The following is a 24,323-nucleotide window of genomic DNA, read 5'->3' on the forward strand; positions in this document are numbered from 1 at the left end:
ATGAGCTGTCATTGTGCGGGGCAACGGCCCCGATCACAAGGCCTGACAGGGCCATGCGACCAATCGCCCCGAACGGGCAAGACTTTTTCCAGTCCGGACCTTATTCCGCCCCGCCGCACGCCCTATCTAGCCGGCAACAGGAATGGAGGCTCACATGCGTTGGGCAGGTCTGGCACTCGCTGCCATCATATTGGCCAGTACGGTCTGGTTTGCTTTCGCGGCGCCGATGCACGGGGGCGATCAGCTTATGCTGGCGTCCCGGTCGCTGGCGGGCGAGACTGCAACATGGCTTTGATCACGCCCATACGGGCGGCGGGTTCACACGAACTCCAGCAGGGATAATGCGATGACACAGATACCGGAAATCAGCTTCACCCTCGAAACCGACGCGGAAGGTGGCCGCTATCTCGCCCATATCGCCGGCAAACCGGAACCGGGCGAGCTGACCTTCAAGCGCCAGGGTGAAAACCGCATCCTGGTCGATCATGTCCGCGTGCCACACAGCCTGCGCGGCAATGGCATCGCCACGGCGCTGGCGCGCCACCTGGTTGCCGAGGCCCGCGCCAAGGGTTTCACGGCCTATCCGCAATGCCCGTTCATGGTCTCCCAGGCGCAGAAGAATCCGGACTGGGCCGATGTCATCGAGCCTGTCTGACGGCAGCAAGCGGGCCTAATCAAGAAATTCCCAGCGATCCGCGCCGTCGAAATGACGGATTCGCAGGCCGGCGATCGCGGCCGGCTCGGCCATGTTGGCATTGACCGCCATGCGCCCGCCGGCCTCTGGGTCGGCCGCTTCCCAATGGGTGGTGCAGCCGCAGGCCTTGCACGAGACAAAGGCCAGCGTCCGTTCGCCCTGGACATAGCGCACCACGCCATCGGCCGGATAATCCAGCACGACCTGCGCACAGTCGGCATGGGCCCACAGGGCGCTGGCGCGCCGGCAATAGGAGCAATTGCACCGCGTCAGCCAGTCCGGCTGGGCCTTCAGCGTCCAGCGCACAGCGCCGCAATGGCATTGCCCCTCGATCATGGGTCCCGGCCTCAGGTCTTCGCCGTCCACTTGATCGAATAGAGATCGAAACGCCGGTCACGCAGATTGCGCACCGTGCCTTCCTGACGGGCCCAGTCGAGATCGGCGAGGTTGAGATCGGCGATGGCGACGGTCTCGACATTCTCCGAGCACTCCGCTGCGATACCGTCGCGGGCGAAGCGGAAGTCGCACGGGGTGAGGATGCAGGACTGGGCGTATTGGATGTCCATGTTTTCCACACCTGGCAGATTTCCCACATTGCCGGACATCACGACATAGCACTGGTTCTCGATCGCCCGCGCCTGGCTGCAATAGCGCACCCGCATATAGCCCTGGCGGTTATCGGTGCAGAAGGGCACGAAGAGGAGTTTGGCGCCGGCATCGACCAGCTGGCGCGCCAGTTCCGGGAATTCGCTGTCATAGCAGATCAGGATCCCGATCGGCCCGCAATCGGTCTGGATGGTCGAGATCGCATTGCCGCCCTTGATGCCCCACCACTGCCGCTCGGACGGTGTCGGATGGATCTTCTCCTGCTGGTGCACCGAACCATCGCGCAGGAAGACATAGGCGACGTTCTGGATATCGCCCTTCTCGGTGCGCGTCGGGTGCGAGCCGCCGATGATGTTGATATTGTAGCTGATCGCCAGCTTGCGCATCGCCTCGACGAATTGCGGCGTATATTCCGTCAGCTTCTCGATCGATTGCGACGGCGTCAGCCGGGTTTCGGCAAAGCCCAGCAATTGCAGGGTGAAGAGCTCGGGGAAAACGACGAAATCGCAGCGGTAATCCGCTGTGACATCGACAAAATATTCCACATTGCTCATGAACTCCTCGAAGGAGTGCACCTTGCGTTGCTGGAACTGCACCGAGGCAACGCGCACATCTTCCTTGGCGCCGGGAGGCGCGCTGGCACTCTTGGTGTGCACGGCGGCATAGGGATTGCGCCAGACCATGTGACTGGCAAAACCGCCGGACGCCTCATCAAAGGGCAGATAATCGGGCAGGACGCCGATCGGCTCGAAACCGAGTCGCATCTGGAAGCGGATCACCGGGTCGGAGATCTTCTGGGTCACCACCGCCGCGAGGTAATCGGCCGGGTTGGGATAGAGTTTCTTGCGCCGTTTCCAACCCGGTATCCGGCCGCCGAACACAATCCCCTTCAGCTCGAAGCGTTCGCACAATTCACGGCGTGCATCATAGAGGCGCTGGCCGATGCGCAGGCGGCGCCGGTCCTGGTCGACGCATACTTCCATGCCGTAGAGCCAGTCGCCCTTGGGATTGTGGCGCGAGGCATAGCCCGAGCCGGTAATGCCATTCCAGGTGTGGGGGCTGAGGGCCGCGGCCTCGTCGATGATGAAGCTGGCCGCATAGCCGACGATATCGCCATCATATTCGACCACCACCTGCCCCTCGGGGAAGTTGGAAATCTGCCCCTGCACCATCGCGGTGCTATAGCTGTCGAGCTGGGGATAGACCTTGTCCACCAAGGCGATAATCGCCGGAATGTCCGCGATGCGGGCATTCCGGATATTCAGCGATGAGCGGGATTTCTGACTGGCCATGGAAGCGTATTCCTGTTGCGTGGACGCACCTTATCAGGCGTGCAAATGCGGCCATACAGGAATTGCGCGGCAGCACATAGCGGTTTGTTGCGGGGGCCGCTCTCATGGCACGCAATAATGCGCGCGGCGTGCCCGCAAGGGTGATATGGCTGAGCCGCGCGGCCGGACGATCCGGAAAGCCGCCAGCCCCCGGCAGTGCCCTGCCGTGACCAACTGGCGTCTGCCCGCATTTCACAGGGGTGACGCATGAGCCTGAAGCGTGTTTGCGGCCAGCCGTGCCGCATGATCATGATCGCTTTCGCCGCAGTTCTGGCCCTGCAGGGTTGCGCCCTGGTTGAGCCGGCCCATTACGATATCCGCAGCGATGCGGTGTACTGGATTTCCTATCCGGGCACGTCCGCGAGCCCGTCATTTGACCGCTATGAGCGCCGGACCGAGGCTGATCCGCAGACCTTCGAAATCCTCGCCTTCGCCAATTGGGGCAAGGACGCCCGAAGCGGCTATTATCGCGGCACAGCGCTGGCAGGGGTTAATGCCCCCTCCTTCCGCGCCGTCAATGATGAACTGGCCGCCGATGACACCCAGGTCTGGCGCGGGACCAACCTGATTGAGGGCGCTGATGGCGCCAGCTTCAGACTGGTCGGGCCCAGCACTGGCGTCGATCGGGCGGCGGCCTATGCCGGCTGGGCCCGCTTCGTGCCATGCGACCTGTCCACCTTCACCGTCATCGAGAGCGAGGACGGGGCCTTCACCGCCGACAGCGCCTGCGTCTATTCCTACGGTCTGCGTCTGCCGCTCACCGATCGCGCCACATTCGAACGCCTCGGCGCCGAATACTCCCGCGATAGCGGCGGCGTCTATTGGCGCCATTTCGAGGTCACCGGCGCCGACCCCGCGAGCTTCCACATCCGCGAAGGCACGCGTCTGGGCCAGGACCGCTCCGGCTGCTGGCTGGGGCCGGACTGGCGCGAATGCCGGGACTGAGGGCACGGGACATGCTCCGGGCAGGCCGGTGCGTGTCCCGACTTGGGTGGCAGCGCCTCAACGCCTGCACGAAAATCTCCACGCGGCTGGCCGCTGGAGGTTTGAGGGGTTTCCCATCGAGATGGGAGGGTGTGGGACGCCTTCGAATGCCGAACTGGCGCCAGTATGGATTTTGTTTGGTGTGACAATCGAAGCCGTCCCACACGTGCAGTTTTCCCGGGCTGTCTCCACCCCGTTTCCAATCCGCAAGGTACTCGGGTCGGTCGTTTAGTGCCTTCAGACCTTGTCGGACGCCCTGCCGGAGTTCGGGCCGTCACCCCTCTACCCGGACAGGCTGCACGCTTCCAACCGCCGCGATTGACTGAGCTCACGCCTCCCGTGCGACCGGAACGAGGTGATTATGCGCCAGGGTTGAGGGGGTGGGGATAACATTGGCGATTTATCGTCATCCCGACGCAAGTCGGGACCTCGATAGACCGGGCTCCGACCCTGTCACGGCGAGGTCCTGACTTGCGTCAGGATGACGTCGGACAATTGTGGGCCGTGGGGGATAGCGGGCCTATTCCGGCCGACCCCCCCATCTCTAAAATCAACATTTTGTCATCCCGGACGGATGCCCGGACGCGGCAGCGATCCGGGGGCAGGTCCGGGACCTACCCGCTGGTTCAGCTGGTCTGACGGGTAGGTCCCGGACTTGCGCCCCGCCTGCGCGGGGCATCCATCCGGGATGACAAAACGTTTGAATTATGGGGAGTAAAGGGACTCTACCCCTTCACCTTCACCGCATTCATCCGCCGCTCGAGCCGCATCGAAAACCAGCCGATGATCGCGCGCCAGAGCTCATCCTTGAGCACGGCCCCTTCGACTTCGGTTTCGAGATTGGGGTTATCATTGATCTCGATCACGAAAATCCCGTTCTCGTTCTGCTTCATGTCGATGCCGTAAAGGCCATTGCCGATCAGATTGGCGGCCTTTTTGGCGATCTCGATCACCTGTGGCGGGGCGTCGGCCACGGCCATCGTCTCGAAACCGCCCTCGGTATATTTGCCGTCATCCTCATGCTTGATGATCTGCCAGTGGCCGCGCGCCATCTTGTATTTGCAGGCGAAGAGCGGCTCGCCATCGAGTACGCCGATGCGCCAGTCATAATCGGTGGGCATGAATTCCTGGGCGATGATCAGGGCGGTGTCGGCGAAGAGTTGTTTGGCGCGGCTGGCCAGTTCGGCTTCGGTGGTGACCTTGTGGACCTGGCGGCTGAAGGAGCCGTCGGGTGCCTTGAGCACGACCGTTGAGCCGAGGCGGTCGAACAGGCCGGTCATCGGGGTGGTGGCGTCGAGGATTTCGGTTTTCGGGGCCGGCACACCGCCCTGCTCCATCAATTCTTTCAGGAAGACCTTGTTGGTGCAGCGGATCATCGAGCGGCAGTCATCGATGACGGGCATGCCCTCCTGCTCGGCACGGCGGGCGAAGCGATAGGTGAAATTGTCGATCGCCGTGGTGGTGCGGATGAAGAGCGCGTCGTATTCGGCCAGGCTGGCGAGATCATTGGGGCCGATCAGATCGACCTCGACGCCCATCTTGGCGGCGACACTGGCGAGGCGCTGGACCGAGGATTTGCTCGAGGGCGGGAATTCTTCCTTCGGGTCGGTCAGGATCGCCAGCGACCAGCGCGGCGCCGTGCGTTCCTTCGGCGCGACCCATTGGCGGCGTGTGTATTGGCCCAGGCAATCGAGGAAGAATTGCCGGTCCTCATTCTTGAGCGTATGCGGCGAGATCGCCTTGATCTGCTGGATCTCCTTGCCGGATGCCGACAGCGTCACGTCCAGCACCGGCGCGCGGAACCAGTCGAACAAGAGCTTGGAGAATTTGGCCAGCGCCTTGTTCTGGCAGTTGCCGAAGGAGACCAGGAGGTGTTTGTCCTCCGAGGCCACGCCTCCGAGGTCCTTCATCAGCGCGACATTGAGATCGGGCAGCGCCTGGGCGTAGAGGCCCTTGCGGCTCAGCTCGACGACCGACTGCGCCGTCGGCACAATCCGGTGGCCACGCGCTTCGGCCAGAAGCGAGGCGTAATAGCCCTTCGACTGATAGCTATAGCTGCGCGCCAGATTGATGATATTCGGCCGCCGGCCGGTGAAGAGCTGCGCATTGACGATATAATCGCGGATGCGCATGACCTTGTGAGGCGTTTCGTGCTGGCCGAGATCGCCAGCATGTTCAACGAGAATGAGCCAGTCGCTCACGAGCTATCGCTCTCCTGATCCGTGCGGCGCCTCCGCTTCAAATAGCAACGCCGCTTCACCGTCCTCGTAATAGGCTTCCCGGGTGCCCCGCAAGCGAAATCCTGCGCCTTCATACAGACCGATCGCCTTTGTGTTCGATTTGCGCACTTCCAGATGCACCTGCTGGCAGCCGCGCCGCGCCGTCAGATCGATCGCGGCGCGCAGCATGGCCTGCCCGACGCCGGAACGGCGATGGCCGGGCGCGACGGCGAGGGAGTAGATGCGCGAGATCGCACTGCCGCGGCGGAAGGCCAGCGCCAGATAGCCGGCGGGCTCACCGGCGATATGGGCCAGCAGGAAGAGGGTTTTGCGGGCGGCGAGCATGCGGCGCAGATTGCGGCGGCTGAACCGGTCGGCGGTGAAGCTGTCGATCTCGATATCGTCGATCGTGTCGAGATCGCCGCGGCTCGCCAGGCGCAGCTCGATCACCGCCTCGGCATCGCGGCAGTCATAGCGCCAGCGCAGGCCGGGGTCACAGGGCTCGGGCAGATCAGGCTGGGCGCTCATGGGTGATCCGTTCGGATGCGGGAGGCGTAGAACAGGCAGGTGATCACCCCGCGATCACGAAGACGTGCTGCGGAGATGCGTTTGCCGCAAACTGCACTATCCTCAATTCAACAATGCGCCAAGAGCCGAGGAATTCGATGCTGATCAAAAAAACCCATCGCTGGCAATTGCCCGAGCGCCTCGTCACGTCGAAGGCCGATTTCCTCAATCGCCGCCAGATCATGGCGGGTGCCGGGGCGCTCGGTCTGGCGGGCCTGGCCGGCTGCGGCGCGGCCGAGGAATCGAATGCCCAGACGTCTGGCGGCGGGCGGCCGATCTCCGGCCCCCTGCGCTTTCAGCCCACCGGCTACACTGTGCCGGATGATTCAACGCCCTACGAGGCTGTGACCGGCTATAACAATTTCTACGAATTCGGCGTCGGCAAGGACGATCCCGCCCGCTATGCCAGCGCCATGACGACCGATCCCTGGTCGATCGAGATCGAGGGCCATGCGGCGCGCACCGGCCGGTTCGCCCTGGAGGATGTTGTTGATTTCTCGGCCCTGCAGGAGCGCATCTACCGGCTGCGCTGCGTCGAGGCCTGGTCGATGGTGATCCCCTGGATTGGCGTGCCGCTGGCCGATGTGCTGGCCCGTTTCGAGCCGACATCGGATGCGCGCTATGTCCAGTTCATCACCTATCAGGATGCCGGCGAAATGCGCGGCACCCGCACGCGCGTGCTCGACTGGCCCTACAAGGAAGGCCTGCGCATGGACGAGGCGATGAATGAACTCGCCTTCCTGGCGGTCGGTCTTTATGGCGAGGTCCTGCCCAACCAGAACGGCGCCCCGATCCGCCTCGTCGTGCCGTGGAAATATGGCTACAAGTCCATCAAATCCATCGTGAAGATCCGCTTCGTCTCGGACGAGCCGGAGACCTCCTGGAAGCAATCGGCGCCGCGCGAATACGGCTTCTATTCAAACGTCAATCCGAACCGCGCCCATCCGCGCTGGAGCCAGGCCTCGGAACGGGTGATCGGTGCGGGGCCGTTTGCGCGCCGCGATACCGAGATGTTCAATGGCTATGGCCCTGAAGTCGCCGGGCTCTATGCCGGCATGGATCTGATCGAGAACCACTGAGCATGGCCAGAAGCGCATTCCTGCGGGCCTTCGGGAAGGATTGGCTCAAACCGCTGACCTTCTGGGCCCTCGCCCTGCCCGGCCTGTGGCTGGCCTGGCAATGGGGCTTGTTGCTCAGCGGCGCGCCCAATGATCTTGGCTTCAACCCGGTCGAGAAAACCCACCGTTTTCTCGGTGACACGGCCCTGCGCATCCTGCTGATCTCGCTGGCGATCACGCCCTTTCGCGATCTGACCCGCTGGCTGCCCATCATGAAGATCCGCCGCCGTGTTGGGCTGGCCGCCTTCTGGTATGCGGCCGCGCATCTGGTGGCCTATCTCGGCCTCGACCTCTATCTCGCCGCGGGCATGAGCCTGACGGGCATGTGGGCCGGGCTGTGGGAGGATGTCGTCAAGCGGATCTATATCACGCTGGGCATGACGGCCTTCATCCTGCTGATCCCGCTGGCGCTGACCTCCTTCAATTCCATGGTCCGGCGCCTGGGCGCCCAGCTCTGGCAGAAGCTGCACTACAGCGTCTATCCGCTCGCCGTCATCGCGTGCCTGCATTACGGCTTCATGGTGAAGGGCAATCAGCTCGGCCCCTGGATCCATGGCGGCATTCTGGCCCTGCTGCTCGCCTACCGGCTGGTGGCCGGGATCAGGAGGCGGATGAAGCCGCAACCCATCGCCAGCGCTTCCTGACGCTTGAGCGCCAGCAGCACGACGCAGGACAGCCAGACAATGCAGGCCGCCACGAACAGGCCGCCGCCATCCTGGTTGGGATCAATGCCCAGCGGGGTGAAGAGATGAAAGCTGATCGCCCCCGTCATCACCGCCAGACCAAGCGCCGCGCCGAGCACCTGAAGGCGCCGCAAGCCGGGTATAAATCCGATCAATAGGGCCGCAGAAGCAATAAGTTCCGCCGTTCCGATGACGTACTGGCTGAACAGGCCGGTATGGGCGAACAGGCCGGCCGCGCCCCATGTCGAGGCCCAGCCATCGAGCAGGCCGAAGATGACCTGCGTCTCCGGCGCGTCGGTGAATTTGAAGCGCAGGGAGTCGAGAAATATCACCGCGATGAAGAGCGGCAGAATGATCCCGGCGATCTGTTTGATCCGGTGCAGCATGAGGCCCTCTCCTGTTCGGCTGCCGGAGCCTCGCACGGGGGCACCGGCAAAAAAAGACCGGCCCCCCGAATGAGGCGCCGGTCCCTTTCACAATTGCGTCAGATCAGGCGTGCCGGATCAGGCGTCGGTCTCATCGACGACAGCGGCACCATCGGCCGCGCGAGCGATGCCCTCACGGCCCTTCTCGGCGCCGGATTCACTGCTATAGCCCTGGCCGGTCAGGATGATCTGGCCATTGCTCGCCTTCAGGGAGAGATAATGCTTGCCGTCCTTGCCTTCCTTGATGACGTAACGGTTCATGTCCGGCGCATTGCGCTTGACGGACTCGATGCCGTTATCGGCACTGGCGCGCGCCTTGTAGGTTTCGGACTTGCCCACATTCTCGCCATTGCCAGCGATCAGGGAAAAGAAGAACTCGCCATTCTTGGCGCGCTTCATCACGAACTTACCAGCCATTATATATCCTCTTTTCTCGACACGGGCCTGCCCCGCAGCGCTTGAATTGATTTCAGGAAAAATCTGCCTCATCAGAGGCGCTTGCATGTATTGTGTCGCCTTGGCATTCAGTTAGTCAATAGGACCAGATTCAACAGAAGCCCGCATCTCGGCCCGGCGCCGAATTCGCAGGCAGGGAGAGACAATTGGACGATATCTTTATTGGCGGCGCAGATGGCGCGGCCCAATCTCTCCTGCTCAAACGCGCGAATCGCCACGGCCTGATCGCCGGCGCGACCGGCACCGGCAAGACCGTGACACTGCAAATCCTGGCCCAGGGCTTCGCCGATGCCGGTGTTCCGGTCTTTGTCGCCGATGTGAAGGGCGATCTGTCGGGCATGGCGGCGGCCGGCAGCGAGACCGCCAAGCTTCATCCCAAACTGGTCTCGCGCGCCGAAACGATCGGACTTGAGAATTACGCCTATGAATCTGCGCCCTGCGTTTTCTGGGACGTGTTTGGCGAGCGCGGCCATCCGCTGCGCACCACGGTCTCGGAAATGGGCCCGCTGCTGCTGTCGCGCATGCTCGATCTCAATGACACCCAGGAAGGCGTGCTCAATGTCGCCTTCCAGCTGGCCGAAGACGAGAACCTGCTCCTGCTCGACCTGAAGGATCTTCGCTCCCTGCTGGTGCACGTCTCCGAGCGACGCGCCGAGCTGAGCCAGACCTATGGCAATGTCGCCCCTGCCTCGATCGGCGCCATCCAGCGTCGCCTGCTGGTGCTCAGCCGCGAGGGGCTGGAGAATTTCTTCGGCGAGCCGGCGCTCGAGCTCAATGACATGATGCGCACCGGCACCGATGGCCGCGGCCAGGTCAATATCATGGACGCAACCCGCATCATCCAGAACCCGACGCTCTACTCCACCTTCCTGCTCTGGCTCCTGTCGGAACTGTTCGAGGAATTGCCGGAAATCGGCGATCCGGACAAACCGCGCCTGGTCTTCTTCTTCGACGAGGCCCACCTCCTGTTCAGTCGCGCCCCGCGCGCCCTGCTCGACAAGGTGGAACAGACCGTCAAGCTGATCCGCTCCAAGGGTGTTGGCGTCTATTTCGTCACCCAGAATCCGCGCGACGTGCCCGAGCCGGTGTTGGCCCAGCTGGGCAATCGCATCCAGCACGCCCTTCGCGCCTATACGCCCAATGAGCGCCGCGCGGTGAAGGCTGCCGCCAATTCCTTCCGCCCCAATCCCGCCTTCGACACCGAGGAGACCATCACCCTGCTCGGCGTCGGCGAGGCGCTGGTCTCGACGCTGGATGAAAAGGGCCGGCCGACGGTGGTGCAGCGCACCCTGATCCGCCCGCCCGCCTCGCGGATGGGACCGCTGACCGACGCCGAGCGTGCCGAGGTCATCAAGACGAGTGTTGTCTTCGGCCGCTATGACACCGAGCTGGATCGCGAGTCGGCCTATGAGAGCCTGGAGCGCCGCGCCGAGACCCGGGTCCGCGAAGAACGCGAGACGGCCGAGCGTGAAGCCCGTGAGGACGAGCGCGAAGCCCGCGAAAAGGCCCGCAATTCACGCTCCTCGCGCAGCCGTTCGCGCGCCCCGCGCCGCGGTTCGACCGGTGCCATGGTGACCAGCGTTCTGCGCCAGTCCTCCACCGTGCTGGTGCGCGAACTGGTGCGCGGTATTTTCGGCAGCCTGCGCCGATAGCAAAACGCCCCCGGAGCGAGGCTCCGGGGGCGGGTCTGCAGGTCTGATTGCGGCAGAACTTACTTCTTGAAGCTGCCTGGCTTGCCCTTGAAGGCACCGCCATCATCATCACCGGGAATGCGCAGAAGCTGGCCCGGATAGATCTTGTCCGGATGCGAGAGCATCGGCTTGTTGGCATCGAAGATCTTCGGGTAGGCGCTGGCCTTGCCGTATTGCTCCTGGGCGATCTTCGAGAGCGTGTCGCCGCTCTTGACCGTGTGGAAGCGGCCGGCGGCCTCTTTCTTGGCGGCGATCATCTTGTCCTCGACCGAGGCGACGCCCTTGATATTGCCGGCAGCCATCAGGAGCTTTTCCTTGGCAGCCTGGCTCAGGCCCTTGCCCTTGAGCACGACCTTGTCCTTGACGACTTCGAGTTCAACGCCATCGGCGCCCTCGATGTCATGGCCGGTGATTTCCTTGCGGACGAGTTCGGCCTTGTCGCCATCATCCTTGTCGCTGTCGAAGCCGAGCGATTTGCCGGCATTGGCGATCACATTGATAAGATTGAACATGGGTTTTCCTTTTCAGTGGCAAACAGGGATCAGCGGCCGCGCTGATTGATCATTTCGAGAATGTCGTCGGCGACACCGTCGCCATCGTCATCAAGAGCACCGGTCAACGCGCCAAAAATGCCGCCCAGACCACCAGCGCCCGCGCTGGCCGAACCGCCGCCAAGGCCGCCGCCGGATACGGCGCCGAGCAATTGACCGAACATGCCGCCACCGGGGGTGACCTGAGGGGCTGCGGCTTCGGGCGCCGCATTCTGGGCCGCACCACCGACCAGCATGGTCGCAACCAGGGGCAGAAGCTGACGCAGCACGCCGGCATCGACGCCGGTGCGGTCGGAAGCGTCCGCCGCGACACGGCGCGAGACATCGCGCGAGCCGAACAGCTGGCCCAGAAGCGCATTGCCCTGCTCGACCGTGGCCGAATCGGCAAGCGCGCTGCTGTCTTCCAGCGCGCGCTGGGCCGTGGCAGGCTGGATGCCCTGCAGCAGACTGTCGAGCCCACCGGCACTGCTTTCGCGGCGAACACCGGCAGAGAGTGCCGGCAGAAGGGCCTGGACGGCCGACTGAGCCTGGGTTTCGGAAATGCCGAAGCGCGAGGCAATATTGCCGATCGCCTGGCCGCCCTGGGCCTGCGCAAGCATGCCGAGAAGGTCTCGTGTGGACATTAATGGTCTCCTGAAATGATCCGGTCGTGACTGCGACGGTCGCAGACGTTTCGGGGATTGGGCCGGTGCCTGATGTGCGCCGGCGAGGTTGTTGCTTGAAAAAACATTACCATCAATTCATGGCAGAAACATGGTTTTCTCATCGCCGCCCGATCCCTAGCAGAGTTCGGCCTGTACCGGAGATGAACGGATTTCAGGCCCTGAAGGCCGGGCCAGCGCAGGAGTGGTTTTCACTCGACCCGATTCAGCAGGCGCTCTAATCAAAGGGCAAAGCCAAACCGGAGAGACATCATGGACACGCGCGCCGCCATCGCCTTCAAGGCCGGATCCCCCCTCGTCATCGAAACCGTCCAGCTCGAAGGGCCGCGCGCCGGCGAAGTGCTGGTCGAGATCATGGCGACGGGTGTTTGCCATACCGATGCTTTCACCCTGTCGGGCGATGATCCGGAAGGCGATTTTCCGGCCATTCTCGGCCATGAGGGCGCGGGCATTGTGCGCGAAGTGGGCGCCGGCGTGACCTCGGTGAAGCCGGGCGATCATGTCATCCCGCTCTACACGCCGGAATGCCGCGAATGCGAGTATTGCCTCAATCCGAAAACAAATCTGTGCCAGAAAATCCGCTCGACCCAGGGCGCTGGCCTGATGCCCGATGGCACCAGCCGCTTCTCCTTCCAGGGCAAGCCGCTGCTGCACTATATGGGCTGTTCGACCTTCTCCAATTTCACCGTCCTGCCCGAGATCGCCGTCGCCAAGGTCCGCGAGGACGCACCCTTCGACAAGATTTGCTATATCGGCTGCGGCGTCACCACCGGTGTGGGCGCAGTCGCCTTCGATGCCAAGGTCGAGCCCGGCTCCAACGTGGTGGTGTTTGGCCTCGGCGGAATCGGCCTCAATGTCATCCAGGGCGCGCGCATGGTCGGCGCCAACAAGATTATCGGCATTGATATCAATGAAGACCGGCTGGAGATCGCCAGGAAATTCGGCATGACCGATTTCATCAATCCGAAAAAGGTCGAGAACCTGGTCGAGGCGATCATGGACCTGACCAATGGTGGCGCCGATTATTCCTTCGAATGCATCGGCAATGTGAACACGATGCGCCAGGCGCTGGAATGCTGCCACAAGGGCTGGGGTGAGAGCATCATTATCGGCGTTGCCGGCGCCGGCCAGGAAATCTCCACCCGCCCCTTCCAGCTCGTCACCGGCCGCGTCTGGCGCGGCTCGGCCTTCGGCGGCGCCCGCGGCCGCACCGATGTGCCCCGCATTGTCGACTGGTATATGGACGGCAAGGTCAATATCGACGACCTCATCACCCACACCATGCCGCTGGACAAGATCAATGACGCCTTTGATCTGATGCATGCGGGCAAGAGCATCCGGAGCGTGGTGGTTTACTGATCAACCGAAGGCCCGCCACCGGCGGGCCTTCGCCTTGAAACGGCAATTGTGTCGCGCGACCTTGCGCCACGTTTGCATGCGCTGGGGGCAGGTTTAGTTTTCTGCCAGAACTGACTCACAGCGAAAGACCCGGGCATGGAATTCGACGCACTCTTGCTCTCACGGATGCAATTTGCGTTCGTGATCGCCTTCCACATCCTGTTTCCCGCCTTCACTATCGGGCTCGCCGCCTTTCTCGCCGTGTGCGAAGGCCTGTGGCTGAAGACCGGGCGCGAGGTGTTCAAACAGCTCTATCTCCACTGGATCAAGATTTTCGCCCTCGCCTTCGCCATGGGCGTGGTGACCGGGGTGGTGATGTCCTACCAGTTCGGGACCAATTGGAGCGTCTTCTCCGATCGCACCGGCAGCGTACTCGGGCCGCTGCTGGGCTATGAAGTCCTAACCGCCTTCTTCCTCGAGGCCAGCTTCCTCGGCGTGATGCTGTTTGGCTGGAACAAGGTCGGCCGCAAACTCCACTTTGCCGCCACCGTCATCGTCGCCATCGGCACCTCGATTTCGGCCTTCTGGATCCTGTCAGCCAATTCCTGGATGCAGACGCCGCAAGGCTTCGATATCGACCCCATGACGGGCAATTTCTTCGCCACCAGCTGGATGGAGGTCATCTTCAACGCCAGCTTCCCTTCGCGTTATGTCCACATGATGCTGGCCGCCTTCATCACCACCGCCGCTGTCGTGCTGGCGGCCGGAGCCTGGCAGACCGTGCGCGGACACAAGAGCGAGCCGACGCGCTGGCAGATGCGCATGGCGGCGGGCACGCTGGCCGTGTTGATGCCGCTGCAAATCTGGGCCGGCCACTGGTCCGGCGAAGTCGCGCACGAACACCAGCCCGCCAAGGTCGCGGCGATGGAGGGCTGGTGCGAGACGCTCGATGTGCAGGGCACGGTGCTGCTCGCCTGGCCGGCGGACAATGAATGCGGCCGCGCCGAGATCACCATTCCGGGCACCAGCCCTTACCTGTTCAATACCGATGAGCCCCTGCGCGCCCTGTCCAGCTTCGCGGATGAGGATCAGCCGCCGCTATGGCCGGTCTTCTGGGGTTTCCGCATCATGGTCGGCTCCGGCCTGGCCATGCTGGGTTTTGGCGTCTGGGGTCTGTTCCTGTGGTGGCGCGGGCGGCTTGACCAGCCCGGCCTGTTCCACTGGCTCGCCATTCCCGGCGGCAGCTTGGGCTTCATCGCCGTCATCACCGGCTGGATCGTGGCCGAGGTCGGACGGCAACCCTGGACCGTCTATAACGCGCTGCGAACGGTTGACAGTGTCTCGCCGGTCGAGGCTGGCCAGGTCGCGCTCACGCTGCTCATCTTCATCACGGTCTATGCCATCATCTTCACTGCGGGGATCATCTACATGGCCCGGATCGCGACGCGCGGTTTCGATGACCGGCCGCCGGATATCGATCATGGCGAGCGCCGTGCGCCCGGTTCGCCGCTCGGTGCGGTCGATGATCCGGCACAGACGCCCGATGACACTGTGGCCACGGTATAGGAGCGGATGATGGACTTCCTGCAACTCGACCTGCCCCTGATCTGGGCCATCTTGATCGCCGTCGCGATCATGCTCTATGTCCTGCTCGACGGCATGGATCTGGGCATCGGCATGCTCACATTCGTCGCCGGTGATGAAGACGAGCGCAATATGATGACGGCGACGATCGAGCCGGTCTGGGATGGCAATGAGACCTGGCTGGTACTGGGCGGCGGCGGCCTGTTTGCCGCCTTCCCGCTGGCCTACTCGATCCTGATGCCGGCCTTCTATCTGCCGGTCATCCTGATGCTGGCGGCGCTGATCTTCCGCGGCGTCGCCTTTGAATTCCGCCACAAGGCGGTGCGTCGGCCGACGCGCCTGTTCTGGAATGGCGCCTTCTATGGCGGCTCCTTCGCCGCCGCCTTCTCGCAGGGGATTATCCTGGGGGCCTTCATCCAGGGCGTCACCGTCGAGGGCCGTGCCTTCGCCGGCGGATCGCTCGACTGGCTCACCCCCTTCTCGCTGATGGTCGGCTTCGGCGTTGTCGCCGGCTATGTCCTGCTCGGCGCCTGCTGGCTTGTGCTCAAGACGGAAGGTGAATTGCAGGTCAAGGCGCGCCGCTGGGCGACCCTGGCGCTGGTCGCCGTGGCGATCGGTTTTGCCGCCATCAGCCTGGCCACCCTGTCGATCGACCCACGGGTCACCGAGCGCTGGGGTTTCTCGATGACCCATCTCGACCCCGGCAGCCTCCTGCCCCTGGGCCTCATTCCCCTGGGCCTCATTCCCCTGGCCGGGCTGGCCCTCACGCTTCTGCTGGCGCGCGACCTGGTCAGCGGGGCTGGCAAGGCGCCGGACTGGCGGCCCTATCTGCTCGCGGCCGGGATTTTCCTGTCGGGCTATCTCGGGCTCGCCGTGAGTCTTTTTCCCTGGCTCGTTCCCTTCGCCTTCACGATCCACGAGACGGCGGCGCGCGACAATGCGCTCGGCTTCATGCTGGTCGGCGCGGCGATCATGCTGCCGGTCATTCTGGGCTACACCGCCTATGTCTATTCGGTCTTCTGGGGCAAGGTGAAGCCCGGCGACGGGTATCACAGTGCGTGATCTCTTCACCCCCGCCCCGCCCCCGGAGGCCGGCCATGAACCGTCGCTGGGCCGCAAGCTGTTATGGTTTTTCGGACTCTGCCTGGCAGGGTCTGCCGCCGTCGCGATCACCGCCTACGCGTTGCGCTCCCTGCTCTTTCTCTAGGCCACGCGGGGCGCGGACGGCTTGTCCCGGAACCGGTTTTTGCGCTATGATAGCACCTTGCTATCACGGAGTGGGCCATGGGCCAGATTCTCATTCGCAATCTCGATGACGAGGTCATCGCGAGGCTGAAGCTCAACGCCGAGGCCGCGAGCACCTCGCTTGAGCAATATCTGCGCGATCTGCTCACAGCGAAAGTCACCTCGGACAAGGCGGCATTCCTCGCCTTCGCCAAGGGCATGCAAGAGAGTGCGCGGCCGTCCGATCTCGACCCTACCGACCTGATCCGCGAAGACCGGGACCGGTGAGCGTTTTCATCCTCGACGCGAGCGTCGCGACCCGTATGTTTCTGGCGACTCCAGAGCGCGCACAGGCGCTGGCCGCCGCACGGGCGCATGAATTCATCGCGCCGCGCCTGATCCTGACCGAAACGTCGAATGCGCTGTGGAAGTATGTCCGCCGCGGTGACATCGCTTTGAACCAGGCCCAGGAAGCCGTCCGTCAGCTGGACCGCCAGTTGTCGATCGTCGATGACTTCAGACTGACCGTCCTGGCCCTGCGCCTCGCGTCCGAGCTGGATCACCCCGTATATGACTGCGTGTATCTGGCGACCGCGCAAACCTATCAATACCCCCTGCTCACCGCCGATAAACGTCTTTCCGCCCTCGCCCGCGACCTGTCGCTTGATGTCGTCGATCTGGCCTCGATCCCGTTAGAGGGGTAAGACACCCCGAAGACTCACCCCTGCCCCGGATAGCGCGCCCATGACCCTGCACATCACTGACAAGTTCGACAGCGGCAATATCGTCGTCAAGAATTCCCGCGATCCTGAAAACATCGAGCTGGAGATCCGCAAGGACAAGGATTCGGACTTCTATCAGTGGTTCCATTTCCGCGTCTCCGGCGCGCGCGACGAGGATCTGGTGATGCACATCACCAATGCCGGCGGCGCCGCCTATCTCGAAGGCTGGCCGGGCTATCAGGCCTGCGCCTCCTATGACCGGGAGACCTGGTTCCGCATCGAGACCAGCTATGCCAAGGGCGTCTTGACGCTGCAGCATACGCCGGAGCTGGACACGGTCTGGTATGCCTATTTCGCCCCTTTCTCGATGGAGCGCCACCAGGACCTGATCGCCGCCGTGCAGAGCTGCGAAGGCGTCAAACTGGAAGTGCTCGGCGAGACGCTGGATGGGCAGACCATGGATTGCCTCACCGTGGGCGAGCCCGCGAAGAAGAAGCGCACCATCTGGGTCACCGCACGCCAGCATCCCGGTGAGACGATGGCGGAATGGTGGATGGAAGGCTTTCTCGACCGCCTGCTCGATCCCGATGATCCGGTAGCGCGCAAGCTGCGCTCGAAGGCCGTCTTCCACATCGTGCCGAACATGAATCCCGACGGGTCGAAGCGCGGCCATCTGCGCACCAATGCCAAGGGCGTCAACCTCAACCGCGAGTGGGACAAGGCCAGCCTGGAGAACTCACCGGAGGTCTTCCATGTCCTCGAGCGCATGCGCGAGACCGGCATTGACCTCGCCCTTGATGTCCATGGCGACGAGGCCCTGCCCTACAACTTCATCGCCGGCGGCGAAGGCGCCCCGAATTTCGACCAGCGCGGCCAGACCAATCTCGATGCCTACAAGGCAGCGCTGTGCAAGGTCAGCCCGGATTTCCAGACCAGTCACGGCTATGATGTCGATGCCCCCGGCACCGCCAACCTCTCCGTCTGCACCAATTATCTCGCCAATGAATTCAAGTGCCTGGCGATGACTTTGGAAATGCCGTTCAAGGACAATGCGGACTTGCCTGACTATTTGCATGGCTGGTCGCCGGAGCGTTGCCGCAAGCTCGGCGCTGCCAATCTGGAAGCGATGCTGGCCCTGGTGGACCAGTTGCGGTGAAGCCCGATACCGCCACGGATCAGCCCGTACCGCATGCCGGGCACCGCTGGTGCCGTGAACGCGTCGATATGGACACTTTCGGTCGCGACGGCCCAATCTTTAACGGCGGCGGCAGTCGGGTCCGCGATACGGGCCGTGGCATCGACTTGCTGCGCCTGTCCTGCAACAGCACGCCAGATGGGTATTTCGCGGGGTCTCCATCCCAATTCCTGCTGACGCAGGCGGCGAACAGCTGGATATTCGGGACAACCGAAGGCAGGCAGCCGAGTGAGGACAAAAGGGTCATTCGTCATAGCTACCGGATCGATTGGCCCGACCGCTGGATGCACCGGTACATGGAAGCTCGCTGGCCGAATCCAATTTCAGCCCTGCCGCGCCTGGAGGCCGGCATTGCCATTCAGGAATTGGCCGCCGAGGCACTGTGCATGTTTGGATTTCTCTTTGGATTTCAATCGTCCTACGCAGACACTGCGATCATCACCGTCTCAATGAGCGATTTTGAGCGCAACAGCCGCATGTATCTGGACGCGGATGCGATCTGCGAATTCGACGAATTTGGCCGCCCAATCGAGGTCTTCACAAAGGAAGGCAAGCCATGAAACTCTTCGTCGATGCCGATGCCTGCCCGGTGAAGGATGAAGTCCTTCGCGTCGGCGAGCGCCATGAGATCGAGATGCTCTTCGTCTGCGATGGCGGCATCCGCCGGCCCAATTCCAACTGGGCCCGGCTGGTGATTGTCGACCAGGGCACGGATGCGGCCGATAACTGGATTGCCGACGAGATCGGCCCCGGCGATATCTGCGTGACGACGGACATCCCCCTCGCCGACCGCTGCCTCAAGGCCGGCGCCCTGGCGGTCGATCATCGCGGCAAGGCTTTCACGCCCGACAATATCGGATCGGTGCTGGCGACGCGCAATCTGATGACCGATCTGCGCGAGACCGGCATGCAGACCGGCGGCGCCAAACCCTTCGGCCCCAAGGATCGCTCGGCCTTTCTCAACGGGCTGGAAATCGTCATCCAGGCCGCCAAGCGCGGCAAGACACCCCGCTAACCCCCGGAGACGCAGATGGAATTGCTCAGCTCGGTCAAATGTTTCGGTGGCGAGCAACGGCGTTATCGCCACGCCTCCAATGTGCTCGATTGCGAGATGACGGTCTCGGTCTATCTGCCACCTCAGGCTGAAGCCGGCCCGGTGCCGGCCGTCTGGTTCCTGGCCGGGCTGACCTGCACGGACGAGAATTTCGTCATCAAGGCCGGCGCCCAGCGCTATGCCGCCGAGCTGGGCCTGGCCATCATCTGCCCGGACACCTCGCCACGCGGCGAATGTGTCGCCGATGACGAGGCCTATGATCTTGGCCAGGGTGCCGGTTTCTACCTCAACGCAACGCGCGAGCCCTGGGCGAAGCATTTCCAGATGTGGGATTATGTGACGGCGGAACTGCCGGCACTCGTCGCCGAGGCCTGCCCGCTCGACATGCAGCGCCAGTCGATCATGGGCCATTCAATGGGCGGGCACGGCGCGCTGACCATCGGCCTGACCCATCCCGACCGTTTCGCCGCCATCTCGGCCTTCGCCCCCATCGTCGCGCCGATGCAGGTGCCCTGGGGGATCAAGGCCTTCACCACCTATCTCGGCGATGACCGCTCAAGCTGGGCCGCCCATGATGCCTGCCATCTGCTGCGCCATAGCGAAGCCGCCCTGCCGCCCGTCCTGATCGACCAGGGCGGAGCCGATAATTTTCTCACCGAACAATTGCGTCCGGAATTGCTGGAAGCCGAGATCAGGGGCCGCGACATCACGGTCAGGCGCCAGGCCGGTTATGATCATTCCTATTTCTTCATTGCCAGCTTTGTCGGCGAGCATCTCGCCTGGCACCGCAAGCAACTGGATCGGTAATGCTGACATGAGCCGCCGACGCTTGACGCAGCGATGCAGAAAGCGAGGATGGCAGCAATTCGGCGCGGGACGCCGTAAATAAGGGGAGTATCGACGATGACGAAACTACTGGCTGGTGTAGCTGTTGGCGCCCTTCTGGCGGCCGGCGGTCTCTACACCTATCACAACATGCATGAGAGCCGCGCCCATGGCGGGGAAGCGGTCCATGAGGACAGCGGCGATGTCATGGCGACCGGTCAGGCCACACCAGGCACCGTCGAGGACGCTGCAAGCTTCCTCGCGGAAACCGAGGCCGAGATCGCCGATTTCGGCGAATTCGCTGCCCACACCGCCTGGGTCTATGCCAACTTCATCACCGAAGACACCGAGTATCTGGTCAGCCGGATGAGCGCGGAAGCGACCGAGCTTTCCGTGCAGCAGGCCGGTGCCACCGCCCGCTTCGCCGACACCGATCTGCCGCTCGACATGCGCCGCAAGATGACCATGCTGACCGCCGGCATCACCCTGCCAACACCAGCTGGCGGCGATTACGCCCAGCGCCTGGCGGAAATCACGACGCGGATGAGTTCGGCCTATTCCACCGGCACGATCGAGATCGATGACACGCCCGTCTCGCTCGACACGCTGGAAGTGATGATGGGGACCGAACGCGATCCCGAATTCCTCGCCATGATGTGGAATGACTGGCGCGCCGCGATCAATCCGGCCCAGATGAGCCAGGATTATGCCGAGATGGTCGAGATCGCCAATGCCGGCGCCCGTGAGCTGGGCTTCTCCGATCTCGCCGAAATGTGGCTGTCCAATTACGACATGCCCGCCGACGAGATGGAAGCGGAAGTCGAGCGTCTCTGGGGCCAGGTCGAGCCGCTGTATGAACAGCTGCACTGCTATGTCCGCAATGGTCTCAACGAGACCTATGGCGAAGACGTCCAGCCGACGACCGGTCCGATCCGCGCCGACCTGCTGGGCAATATGTGGGCCCAGGGCTGGGCACCGATCAATGATATCGTCGGCATCCAGTCCGGCGATGGCCCGGGTTATGATCTGACGCAATTGCTCGAGGATCACGACTATACGGCGCGCCAGATGGTAGAAACCGGTGAACGTTTCTACACCTCCCTCGGCCTCGACCCGCTGCCGGAAACCTTCTGGGAACGCTCCCTGATCACGCGCCCGCGCGATCGCGATGTCGTCTGCCATGCCTCGGCCTGGAATATCGACAATGAGGAAGACATCCGCATCAAGATGTGTACCCACGTCAATGCCGAGGACTTCCGCACCGTTCACCACGAGCTCGGCCATAACTTCTACCAGCGCGCCTATCGCGGCCAGGACATGCTGTTCCGCAATGGCGCCCATGACGGTTTCCACGAAGCGATCGGCGATTTCGTCGCGCTCTCCGTGACGCCGGATTACCTGGTCCAGATCGGCCTGCTCGATCAGGATGAGGTGCCGGATGAGTCTGCCGATCTCGGCCTGATGATGAATCTGGCCCTCGACAAGATCGCCTTCCTGCCCTTTGCCGTGATGATGGATCAGTGGCGCTGGCGTGTCTTCCGCGGCGAGATCACGCCGGAAGAATACAACACCGCCTGGTGGGAATTGCGCGAACAGTATCAGGGGTTGATGCCGCCGGTTGACCGGCCGGCCGATGCCTTCGATCCGGGCGCGAAATATCACATCGCCAATAACGTGCCGTATCTGCGCTATTTCCTGAGCTATATCCTGCAGTTCCAGTTCCAGCAGGCCGCTTGCGACATGGCTGGATGGGAAGGCCCGCTCAATCGTTGCACCGTCTATGGCAATGAGGAAGTCGGCCAACGCTTCAACGAGATGCTCGAAATGGGCGCCTCGCAGCCCTGGCCCGACGCGCTGGAGGCCTTCACCGGCACCCGCGAAATGGACGGCTCGGCCATCATCGCCTACTTCCAGCCGCTGATGACGCATCTGGAAGAGCAGAACAGCGGAAGCAGCTGCGGCTGGGAATAAATTCCTGACGCATGGACTACGGAAAGGGCGGCTCTCGGGCCGCCCTTTTTTGTTGCGGGTTACCCCAGGCTGCCCTTCATGATATACATTTAACCGAATGTGTATCTACAAAAGCAAGGGAGACGGGCCATGCAAGTATCCAAATGGGGCAATAGCCTCGCCGTGCGCTTGCCTGCAGCGGTCGTTGAAGCCCTGGACCTGAAGGCTGGCGATGAGGTTGAGATCAATATCGCAGGTTGGCGCGCCTTCGAAATCGCCCGCAAACCCACCCTCGAGGAGCGGCTTGAAATCATCCGTGGCTTCCGCGACAGCCTCCCGCCAGACTTCAGGTTTGACCGTGATGAAGCCAACGAATGATGAACGCCCCGGCCCGGATTGATCGGGTCTTCCTCGACACCAACGTCCTGGTTTATCTGATCTCGACCGATGCGAGGAAGGCTGCCATTGTGGAGACATTGCTGCGCGAGACCGGGCAGCTTCGATCGATTTCCACACAGGTGCTGAACGAGTTCGTCAATGTTGCGCGCAAGCGTACTCCGCTTGGCTGGCCGGATATCCGATACCTGCTTGGCACGTTCCGGGAGGCTTGCGCAGTCGAGCAAATCCAGGAAATGGACATCGAGCTGGCCATCACCATCGCCCAATCACACCGCTACGCCTGGTATGATTGCCTGATCATCGCGGTCGCCATCCGCTGCGGCGCCACTGTCCTGCTGACCGAGGATTTGCAGCACGGGCAAACCATCGGCCGGCTGACGATCCGGAACCCGTTTCTCTAGGGCCCTCACTCGGCCCGTTAGCCCGCGAGAAACACGCGCTCCACGACCCACCACAGGGCCACCAGCGCGATCAGCCCCGAAGCCCCCTTCGCCAGCAGCGGATACCAGCTGGCTTCGCGAAAACGGTGCAGGGCGAACCACATCGCCAGTATGATCGTCAGCTGCCCTGCTTCGACGCCGACATTGAAGCTCAGCAGGCTCGGCAGAAGCTGGCCCTGCGGCATTCCGAGCTCGACGAGCACGCCGGCAAAGCCGAGCCCGTGAAACAGGCCGAAACCGAACACCACCAGCGGCCGCCAGCGCTGGACATCCTTGAACACCAGGTTCTCGATCGCGACGAAAGCGATGGAAAGCGCAATGACCGGTTCGACAATGTTTGACGGCAGCGTGAACCAGCCCAGAACGGCCAGAGCAAGGGTAAGCGTATGCGCGAGGGTGAAGGCGGAGACCTGCCAGACCAGCGGTTTCAGCCGCGACGAGGCGAAGAACAGGGCCAGCACGAACAGGATATGGTCCAGCCCCTTCGGCAGGATGTGCTCAAAGCCGAGCTGCAGATACAGCCCGATCACGTCCCACACTGTCTGTTCGGCAATCCCGTCCATCATCTCGTGCACACCCCCTGTCCGGCCCAAACGCTAGGCAGGCCGGGCCGGGCTGGCAAGACTGGTTCTGCGACGGATCGCCCGTCTCGCAGCAGTTGCCCCCCGCCCCGCTTATCCCCTACACCTGTCCCATAAAACCGGCGCGCGAGTCGCGCCAGACAGCCCTCGGGAAACGGGGGCCAGGGGATGATCATGGCTGACAAGTTTTCCTCCCGCGTGGATGTGTCCGGCGAGGACATTCACTGGGATATGAAGGACAAGATGACCTATGCCGGTTATCTTGGTCTCGACACCCTGCTGGCTTCGCAAAACCCGCTGACCGACGAGCATGATGAAATGCTCTTCATCCTGATCCACCAGGTCGGCGAGCTGTGGATGAAGCTGATCCTGCACGAGACCGCCGGTGCTGTGGCGCATCTGCAAAGGGACGAGATCGGCCCGGCGCTGAAAATGTTCACCCGCGTGGCCCGCATCCAGGAGCAATTAATCGCTGCCTGGGATGTGTTGGCGACCATGACGCCGGCGGACTATCTCGCCTTCCGCGACAAGCTCGGCCAGAGCTCGGGTTTCCAGTCCTTCCAGTATCGCACGATCGAATTCCGCCTCGGCAACAAGAATGCCGAGCTGGCGCGGGTGCACAAATCCAATCCGCCGGCCTGGAAAATGGTCAATGCCGCGCTGGAGGCACCGAGCCTTTGGGATGAGACGCTGATGCTGCTGGCGCGGCGCGGCTATGCCATCCCGGACGACAAGACCAGCCGCGACTGGACCCAGCCCTATGAAGCCTCGCCGCAGGTCGAGGATGTCTGGCGCGAGATCTATCGCGACAGCGCCACCCATTGGGAGGCCTATGAGCTCGGCGAAAAACTGGTCGATCTCGAGCACAAGTTCCAGCAATGGCGCTTCAACCATATGAAGACCGTCGAGCGCATTATCGGCTATCGCCGCGGCACCGGCGGCACATCGGGTGTCGGCTATCTGGTGAAGGCGCTCGATCTGCGCTTCTTCCCGGAGATCTGGACCGTGCGGACCTCGCTCTGAA

28 protein-coding genes are annotated in these 24,323 nt (G+C 62.8%); 19 read left to right on the forward strand and 9 right to left on the reverse strand.

Annotated elements, in window-relative coordinates; all coding sequences use genetic code 11:
- The first annotated feature begins 346 nt into the window (after nt 1-346).
- The gene (locus ACN0YF_RS04065) at nt 347-655 is read left to right on the forward strand and encodes a GNAT family N-acetyltransferase (protein WP_417493446.1); all 309 of its coding nucleotides are present in this window, start codon (nt 347-349) and stop codon (nt 653-655) included.
- A gap of 15 nt (nt 656-670) precedes the next feature.
- Here the strand turns inward: ACN0YF_RS04065 and ACN0YF_RS04070 are convergent, their stop codons facing one another.
- Nucleotides 671-1,030 (reverse strand): GFA family protein, encoded by a 360-nt coding sequence (locus tag ACN0YF_RS04070; protein ID WP_417493447.1) that lies wholly within the window; start codon nt 1,028-1,030, stop codon nt 671-673.
- An 11-nt stretch (nt 1,031-1,041) separates the two neighbouring features.
- Nucleotides 1,042-2,592, reverse strand: a complete 1,551-nt coding sequence (locus ACN0YF_RS04075; RefSeq protein WP_417481769.1) for a GNAT family N-acetyltransferase — start codon at nt 2,590-2,592, stop codon at nt 1,042-1,044.
- 246 nt (nt 2,593-2,838) lie between these two features.
- Here ACN0YF_RS04075 and ACN0YF_RS04080 point away from each other — a divergent pair, with 246 nt between their 5' ends.
- Complete coding sequence (locus ACN0YF_RS04080) at nt 2,839-3,576, forward strand: DKNYY domain-containing protein (RefSeq protein ID WP_417493448.1); 738 nt, start codon at nt 2,839-2,841, stop codon at nt 3,574-3,576.
- A 764-nt stretch (nt 3,577-4,340) separates the two neighbouring features.
- Here the strand turns inward: ACN0YF_RS04080 and ACN0YF_RS04085 are convergent.
- Entirely contained in the window at nt 4,341-5,816 is a 1,476-nt protein-coding gene (locus ACN0YF_RS04085; RefSeq protein ID WP_417493449.1) for a RimK family protein, read from the reverse strand.
- A gap of 3 nt (nt 5,817-5,819) precedes the next feature.
- Complete coding sequence (locus ACN0YF_RS04090) at nt 5,820-6,362, reverse strand: GNAT family N-acetyltransferase (protein WP_417493450.1); 543 nt, start codon at nt 6,360-6,362, stop codon at nt 5,820-5,822.
- Between the two features lie 137 nt (nt 6,363-6,499).
- Here ACN0YF_RS04090 and msrP point away from each other — a divergent pair, with 137 nt between their 5' ends.
- Nucleotides 6,500-7,480: a protein-methionine-sulfoxide reductase catalytic subunit MsrP gene (gene msrP, locus ACN0YF_RS04095; protein ID WP_417493451.1), complete on the forward strand. Its 981-nt coding sequence runs from the start codon at nt 6,500-6,502 to the stop codon at nt 7,478-7,480.
- A gap of 2 nt (nt 7,481-7,482) precedes the next feature.
- Nucleotides 7,483-8,163, forward strand: a complete 681-nt coding sequence (locus ACN0YF_RS04100) for a sulfite oxidase heme-binding subunit YedZ (RefSeq protein WP_417493452.1) — start codon at nt 7,483-7,485, stop codon at nt 8,161-8,163.
- Here ACN0YF_RS04100 and ACN0YF_RS04105 read toward each other — a convergent pair.
- Both ACN0YF_RS04105 and ACN0YF_RS04110 read right to left on the reverse strand, forming a co-directional pair.
- A complete protein-coding gene (locus ACN0YF_RS04105) occupies nt 8,100-8,588 on the reverse strand; it encodes a hypothetical protein (protein ID WP_417493453.1) in 489 nt (162 codons plus the stop codon). The two genes, ACN0YF_RS04100 and ACN0YF_RS04105, sit on opposite strands and share 64 nt — an antisense overlap.
- A 117-nt stretch (nt 8,589-8,705) precedes the next feature.
- Nucleotides 8,706-9,044, reverse strand: coding sequence for a YegP family protein (locus ACN0YF_RS04110; RefSeq protein ID WP_417481762.1), 339 nt, complete (start codon nt 9,042-9,044; stop codon nt 8,706-8,708).
- Between the two features lie 185 nt (nt 9,045-9,229).
- Here ACN0YF_RS04110 and ACN0YF_RS04115 point away from each other — a divergent pair, with 185 nt between their 5' ends.
- The gene (locus ACN0YF_RS04115) at nt 9,230-10,735 is read left to right on the forward strand and encodes a helicase HerA-like domain-containing protein (RefSeq protein WP_417493454.1); all 1,506 of its coding nucleotides are present in this window, start codon (nt 9,230-9,232) and stop codon (nt 10,733-10,735) included.
- A gap of 59 nt (nt 10,736-10,794) precedes the next feature.
- On the opposite strand, the gene lysM is transcribed toward ACN0YF_RS04115, so the two are convergent.
- The gene (gene lysM, locus ACN0YF_RS04120; protein WP_417493455.1) at nt 10,795-11,286 is read right to left on the reverse strand and encodes a peptidoglycan-binding protein LysM; all 492 of its coding nucleotides are present in this window, start codon (nt 11,284-11,286) and stop codon (nt 10,795-10,797) included.
- Nucleotides 11,287-11,315: 29 nt separating this feature from the next.
- Entirely contained in the window at nt 11,316-11,948 is a 633-nt protein-coding gene (locus ACN0YF_RS04125) for a DUF937 domain-containing protein (RefSeq protein WP_417493456.1), read from the reverse strand.
- A 291-nt stretch (nt 11,949-12,239) separates the two neighbouring features.
- Between ACN0YF_RS04125 and ACN0YF_RS04130 the strand changes: the two genes are divergently transcribed.
- The 13 genes from ACN0YF_RS04130 (at nt 12,240) to ACN0YF_RS04190 (ending at nt 22,679) form a co-directional block, all read left to right on the forward strand.
- Complete coding sequence (locus tag ACN0YF_RS04130; protein WP_417493457.1) at nt 12,240-13,346, forward strand: S-(hydroxymethyl)glutathione dehydrogenase/class III alcohol dehydrogenase; 1,107 nt, start codon at nt 12,240-12,242, stop codon at nt 13,344-13,346.
- 135 nt (nt 13,347-13,481) lie between these two features.
- Nucleotides 13,482-14,891 carry a cytochrome ubiquinol oxidase subunit I gene (locus ACN0YF_RS04135; RefSeq protein ID WP_417493458.1) on the forward strand — a complete coding sequence of 470 codons (1,410 nt, stop codon included), beginning with the start codon at nt 13,482-13,484 and terminating at the stop codon, nt 14,889-14,891.
- Between the two features lie 9 nt (nt 14,892-14,900).
- On the forward strand, nt 14,901-15,971 hold the full coding sequence (gene cydB, locus ACN0YF_RS04140; RefSeq protein ID WP_417493459.1) for a cytochrome d ubiquinol oxidase subunit II: 1,071 nt from the start codon (nt 14,901-14,903) through the stop codon (nt 15,969-15,971).
- The gene (locus ACN0YF_RS04145; protein ID WP_417493460.1) at nt 15,964-16,116 is read left to right on the forward strand and encodes a hypothetical protein; all 153 of its coding nucleotides are present in this window, start codon (nt 15,964-15,966) and stop codon (nt 16,114-16,116) included. Before cydB ends, ACN0YF_RS04145 begins: the two co-directional genes overlap by 8 nt.
- Nucleotides 16,117-16,193: 77 nt before the next feature.
- Nucleotides 16,194-16,421: a FitA-like ribbon-helix-helix domain-containing protein gene (locus ACN0YF_RS04150; RefSeq protein WP_417493461.1), complete on the forward strand. Its 228-nt coding sequence runs from the start codon at nt 16,194-16,196 to the stop codon at nt 16,419-16,421.
- The gene (locus tag ACN0YF_RS04155; RefSeq protein WP_417493462.1) at nt 16,418-16,837 is read left to right on the forward strand and encodes a type II toxin-antitoxin system VapC family toxin; all 420 of its coding nucleotides are present in this window, start codon (nt 16,418-16,420) and stop codon (nt 16,835-16,837) included. Before ACN0YF_RS04150 ends, ACN0YF_RS04155 begins: the two co-directional genes overlap by 4 nt.
- A 46-nt stretch (nt 16,838-16,883) precedes the next feature.
- Nucleotides 16,884-18,011, forward strand: a complete 1,128-nt coding sequence (locus ACN0YF_RS04160) for a M14-type cytosolic carboxypeptidase (protein ID WP_417493517.1) — start codon at nt 16,884-16,886, stop codon at nt 18,009-18,011.
- Entirely contained in the window at nt 18,008-18,610 is a 603-nt protein-coding gene (locus tag ACN0YF_RS04165) for a hypothetical protein (RefSeq protein ID WP_417493463.1), read from the forward strand. The genes ACN0YF_RS04160 and ACN0YF_RS04165 overlap by 4 nt, the downstream gene beginning before the upstream one ends.
- Nucleotides 18,607-19,065 carry a YaiI/YqxD family protein gene (locus ACN0YF_RS04170; RefSeq protein WP_417493464.1) on the forward strand — a complete coding sequence of 153 codons (459 nt, stop codon included), beginning with the start codon at nt 18,607-18,609 and terminating at the stop codon, nt 19,063-19,065. Before ACN0YF_RS04165 ends, ACN0YF_RS04170 begins: the two co-directional genes overlap by 4 nt.
- Nucleotides 19,066-19,080: 15 nt before the next feature.
- Nucleotides 19,081-19,911: an S-formylglutathione hydrolase gene (gene fghA, locus ACN0YF_RS04175; protein ID WP_417493465.1), complete on the forward strand. Its 831-nt coding sequence runs from the start codon at nt 19,081-19,083 to the stop codon at nt 19,909-19,911.
- A gap of 96 nt (nt 19,912-20,007) precedes the next feature.
- Nucleotides 20,008-21,900 carry a M2 family metallopeptidase gene (locus tag ACN0YF_RS04180; RefSeq protein WP_417493467.1) on the forward strand — a complete coding sequence of 631 codons (1,893 nt, stop codon included), beginning with the start codon at nt 20,008-20,010 and terminating at the stop codon, nt 21,898-21,900.
- Between the two features lie 129 nt (nt 21,901-22,029).
- The gene (locus ACN0YF_RS04185) at nt 22,030-22,257 is read left to right on the forward strand and encodes an AbrB/MazE/SpoVT family DNA-binding domain-containing protein (RefSeq protein WP_417493468.1); all 228 of its coding nucleotides are present in this window, start codon (nt 22,030-22,032) and stop codon (nt 22,255-22,257) included.
- The gene (locus ACN0YF_RS04190; RefSeq protein WP_417493469.1) at nt 22,254-22,679 is read left to right on the forward strand and encodes a PIN domain-containing protein; all 426 of its coding nucleotides are present in this window, start codon (nt 22,254-22,256) and stop codon (nt 22,677-22,679) included. Before ACN0YF_RS04185 ends, ACN0YF_RS04190 begins: the two co-directional genes overlap by 4 nt.
- A gap of 17 nt (nt 22,680-22,696) precedes the next feature.
- Here the strand turns inward: ACN0YF_RS04190 and ACN0YF_RS04195 are convergent, their stop codons facing one another.
- Nucleotides 22,697-23,284 (reverse strand): HupE/UreJ family protein, encoded by a 588-nt coding sequence (locus tag ACN0YF_RS04195; RefSeq protein WP_417493518.1) that lies wholly within the window; start codon nt 23,282-23,284, stop codon nt 22,697-22,699.
- A gap of 189 nt (nt 23,285-23,473) precedes the next feature.
- On the opposite strand from ACN0YF_RS04195, the gene kynA reads away from it, so the two are divergent.
- Nucleotides 23,474-24,322 (forward strand): tryptophan 2,3-dioxygenase, encoded by an 849-nt coding sequence (gene kynA, locus ACN0YF_RS04200; RefSeq protein ID WP_417493470.1) that lies wholly within the window; start codon nt 23,474-23,476, stop codon nt 24,320-24,322.
- The last annotated feature ends 1 nt before the right edge of the window (nt 24,323 follow it).

The sequence above is a fragment of the Maricaulis sp. genome (assembly GCF_048270265.1).
Taxonomy (GTDB): domain Bacteria; phylum Pseudomonadota; class Alphaproteobacteria; order Caulobacterales; family Maricaulaceae; genus Maricaulis.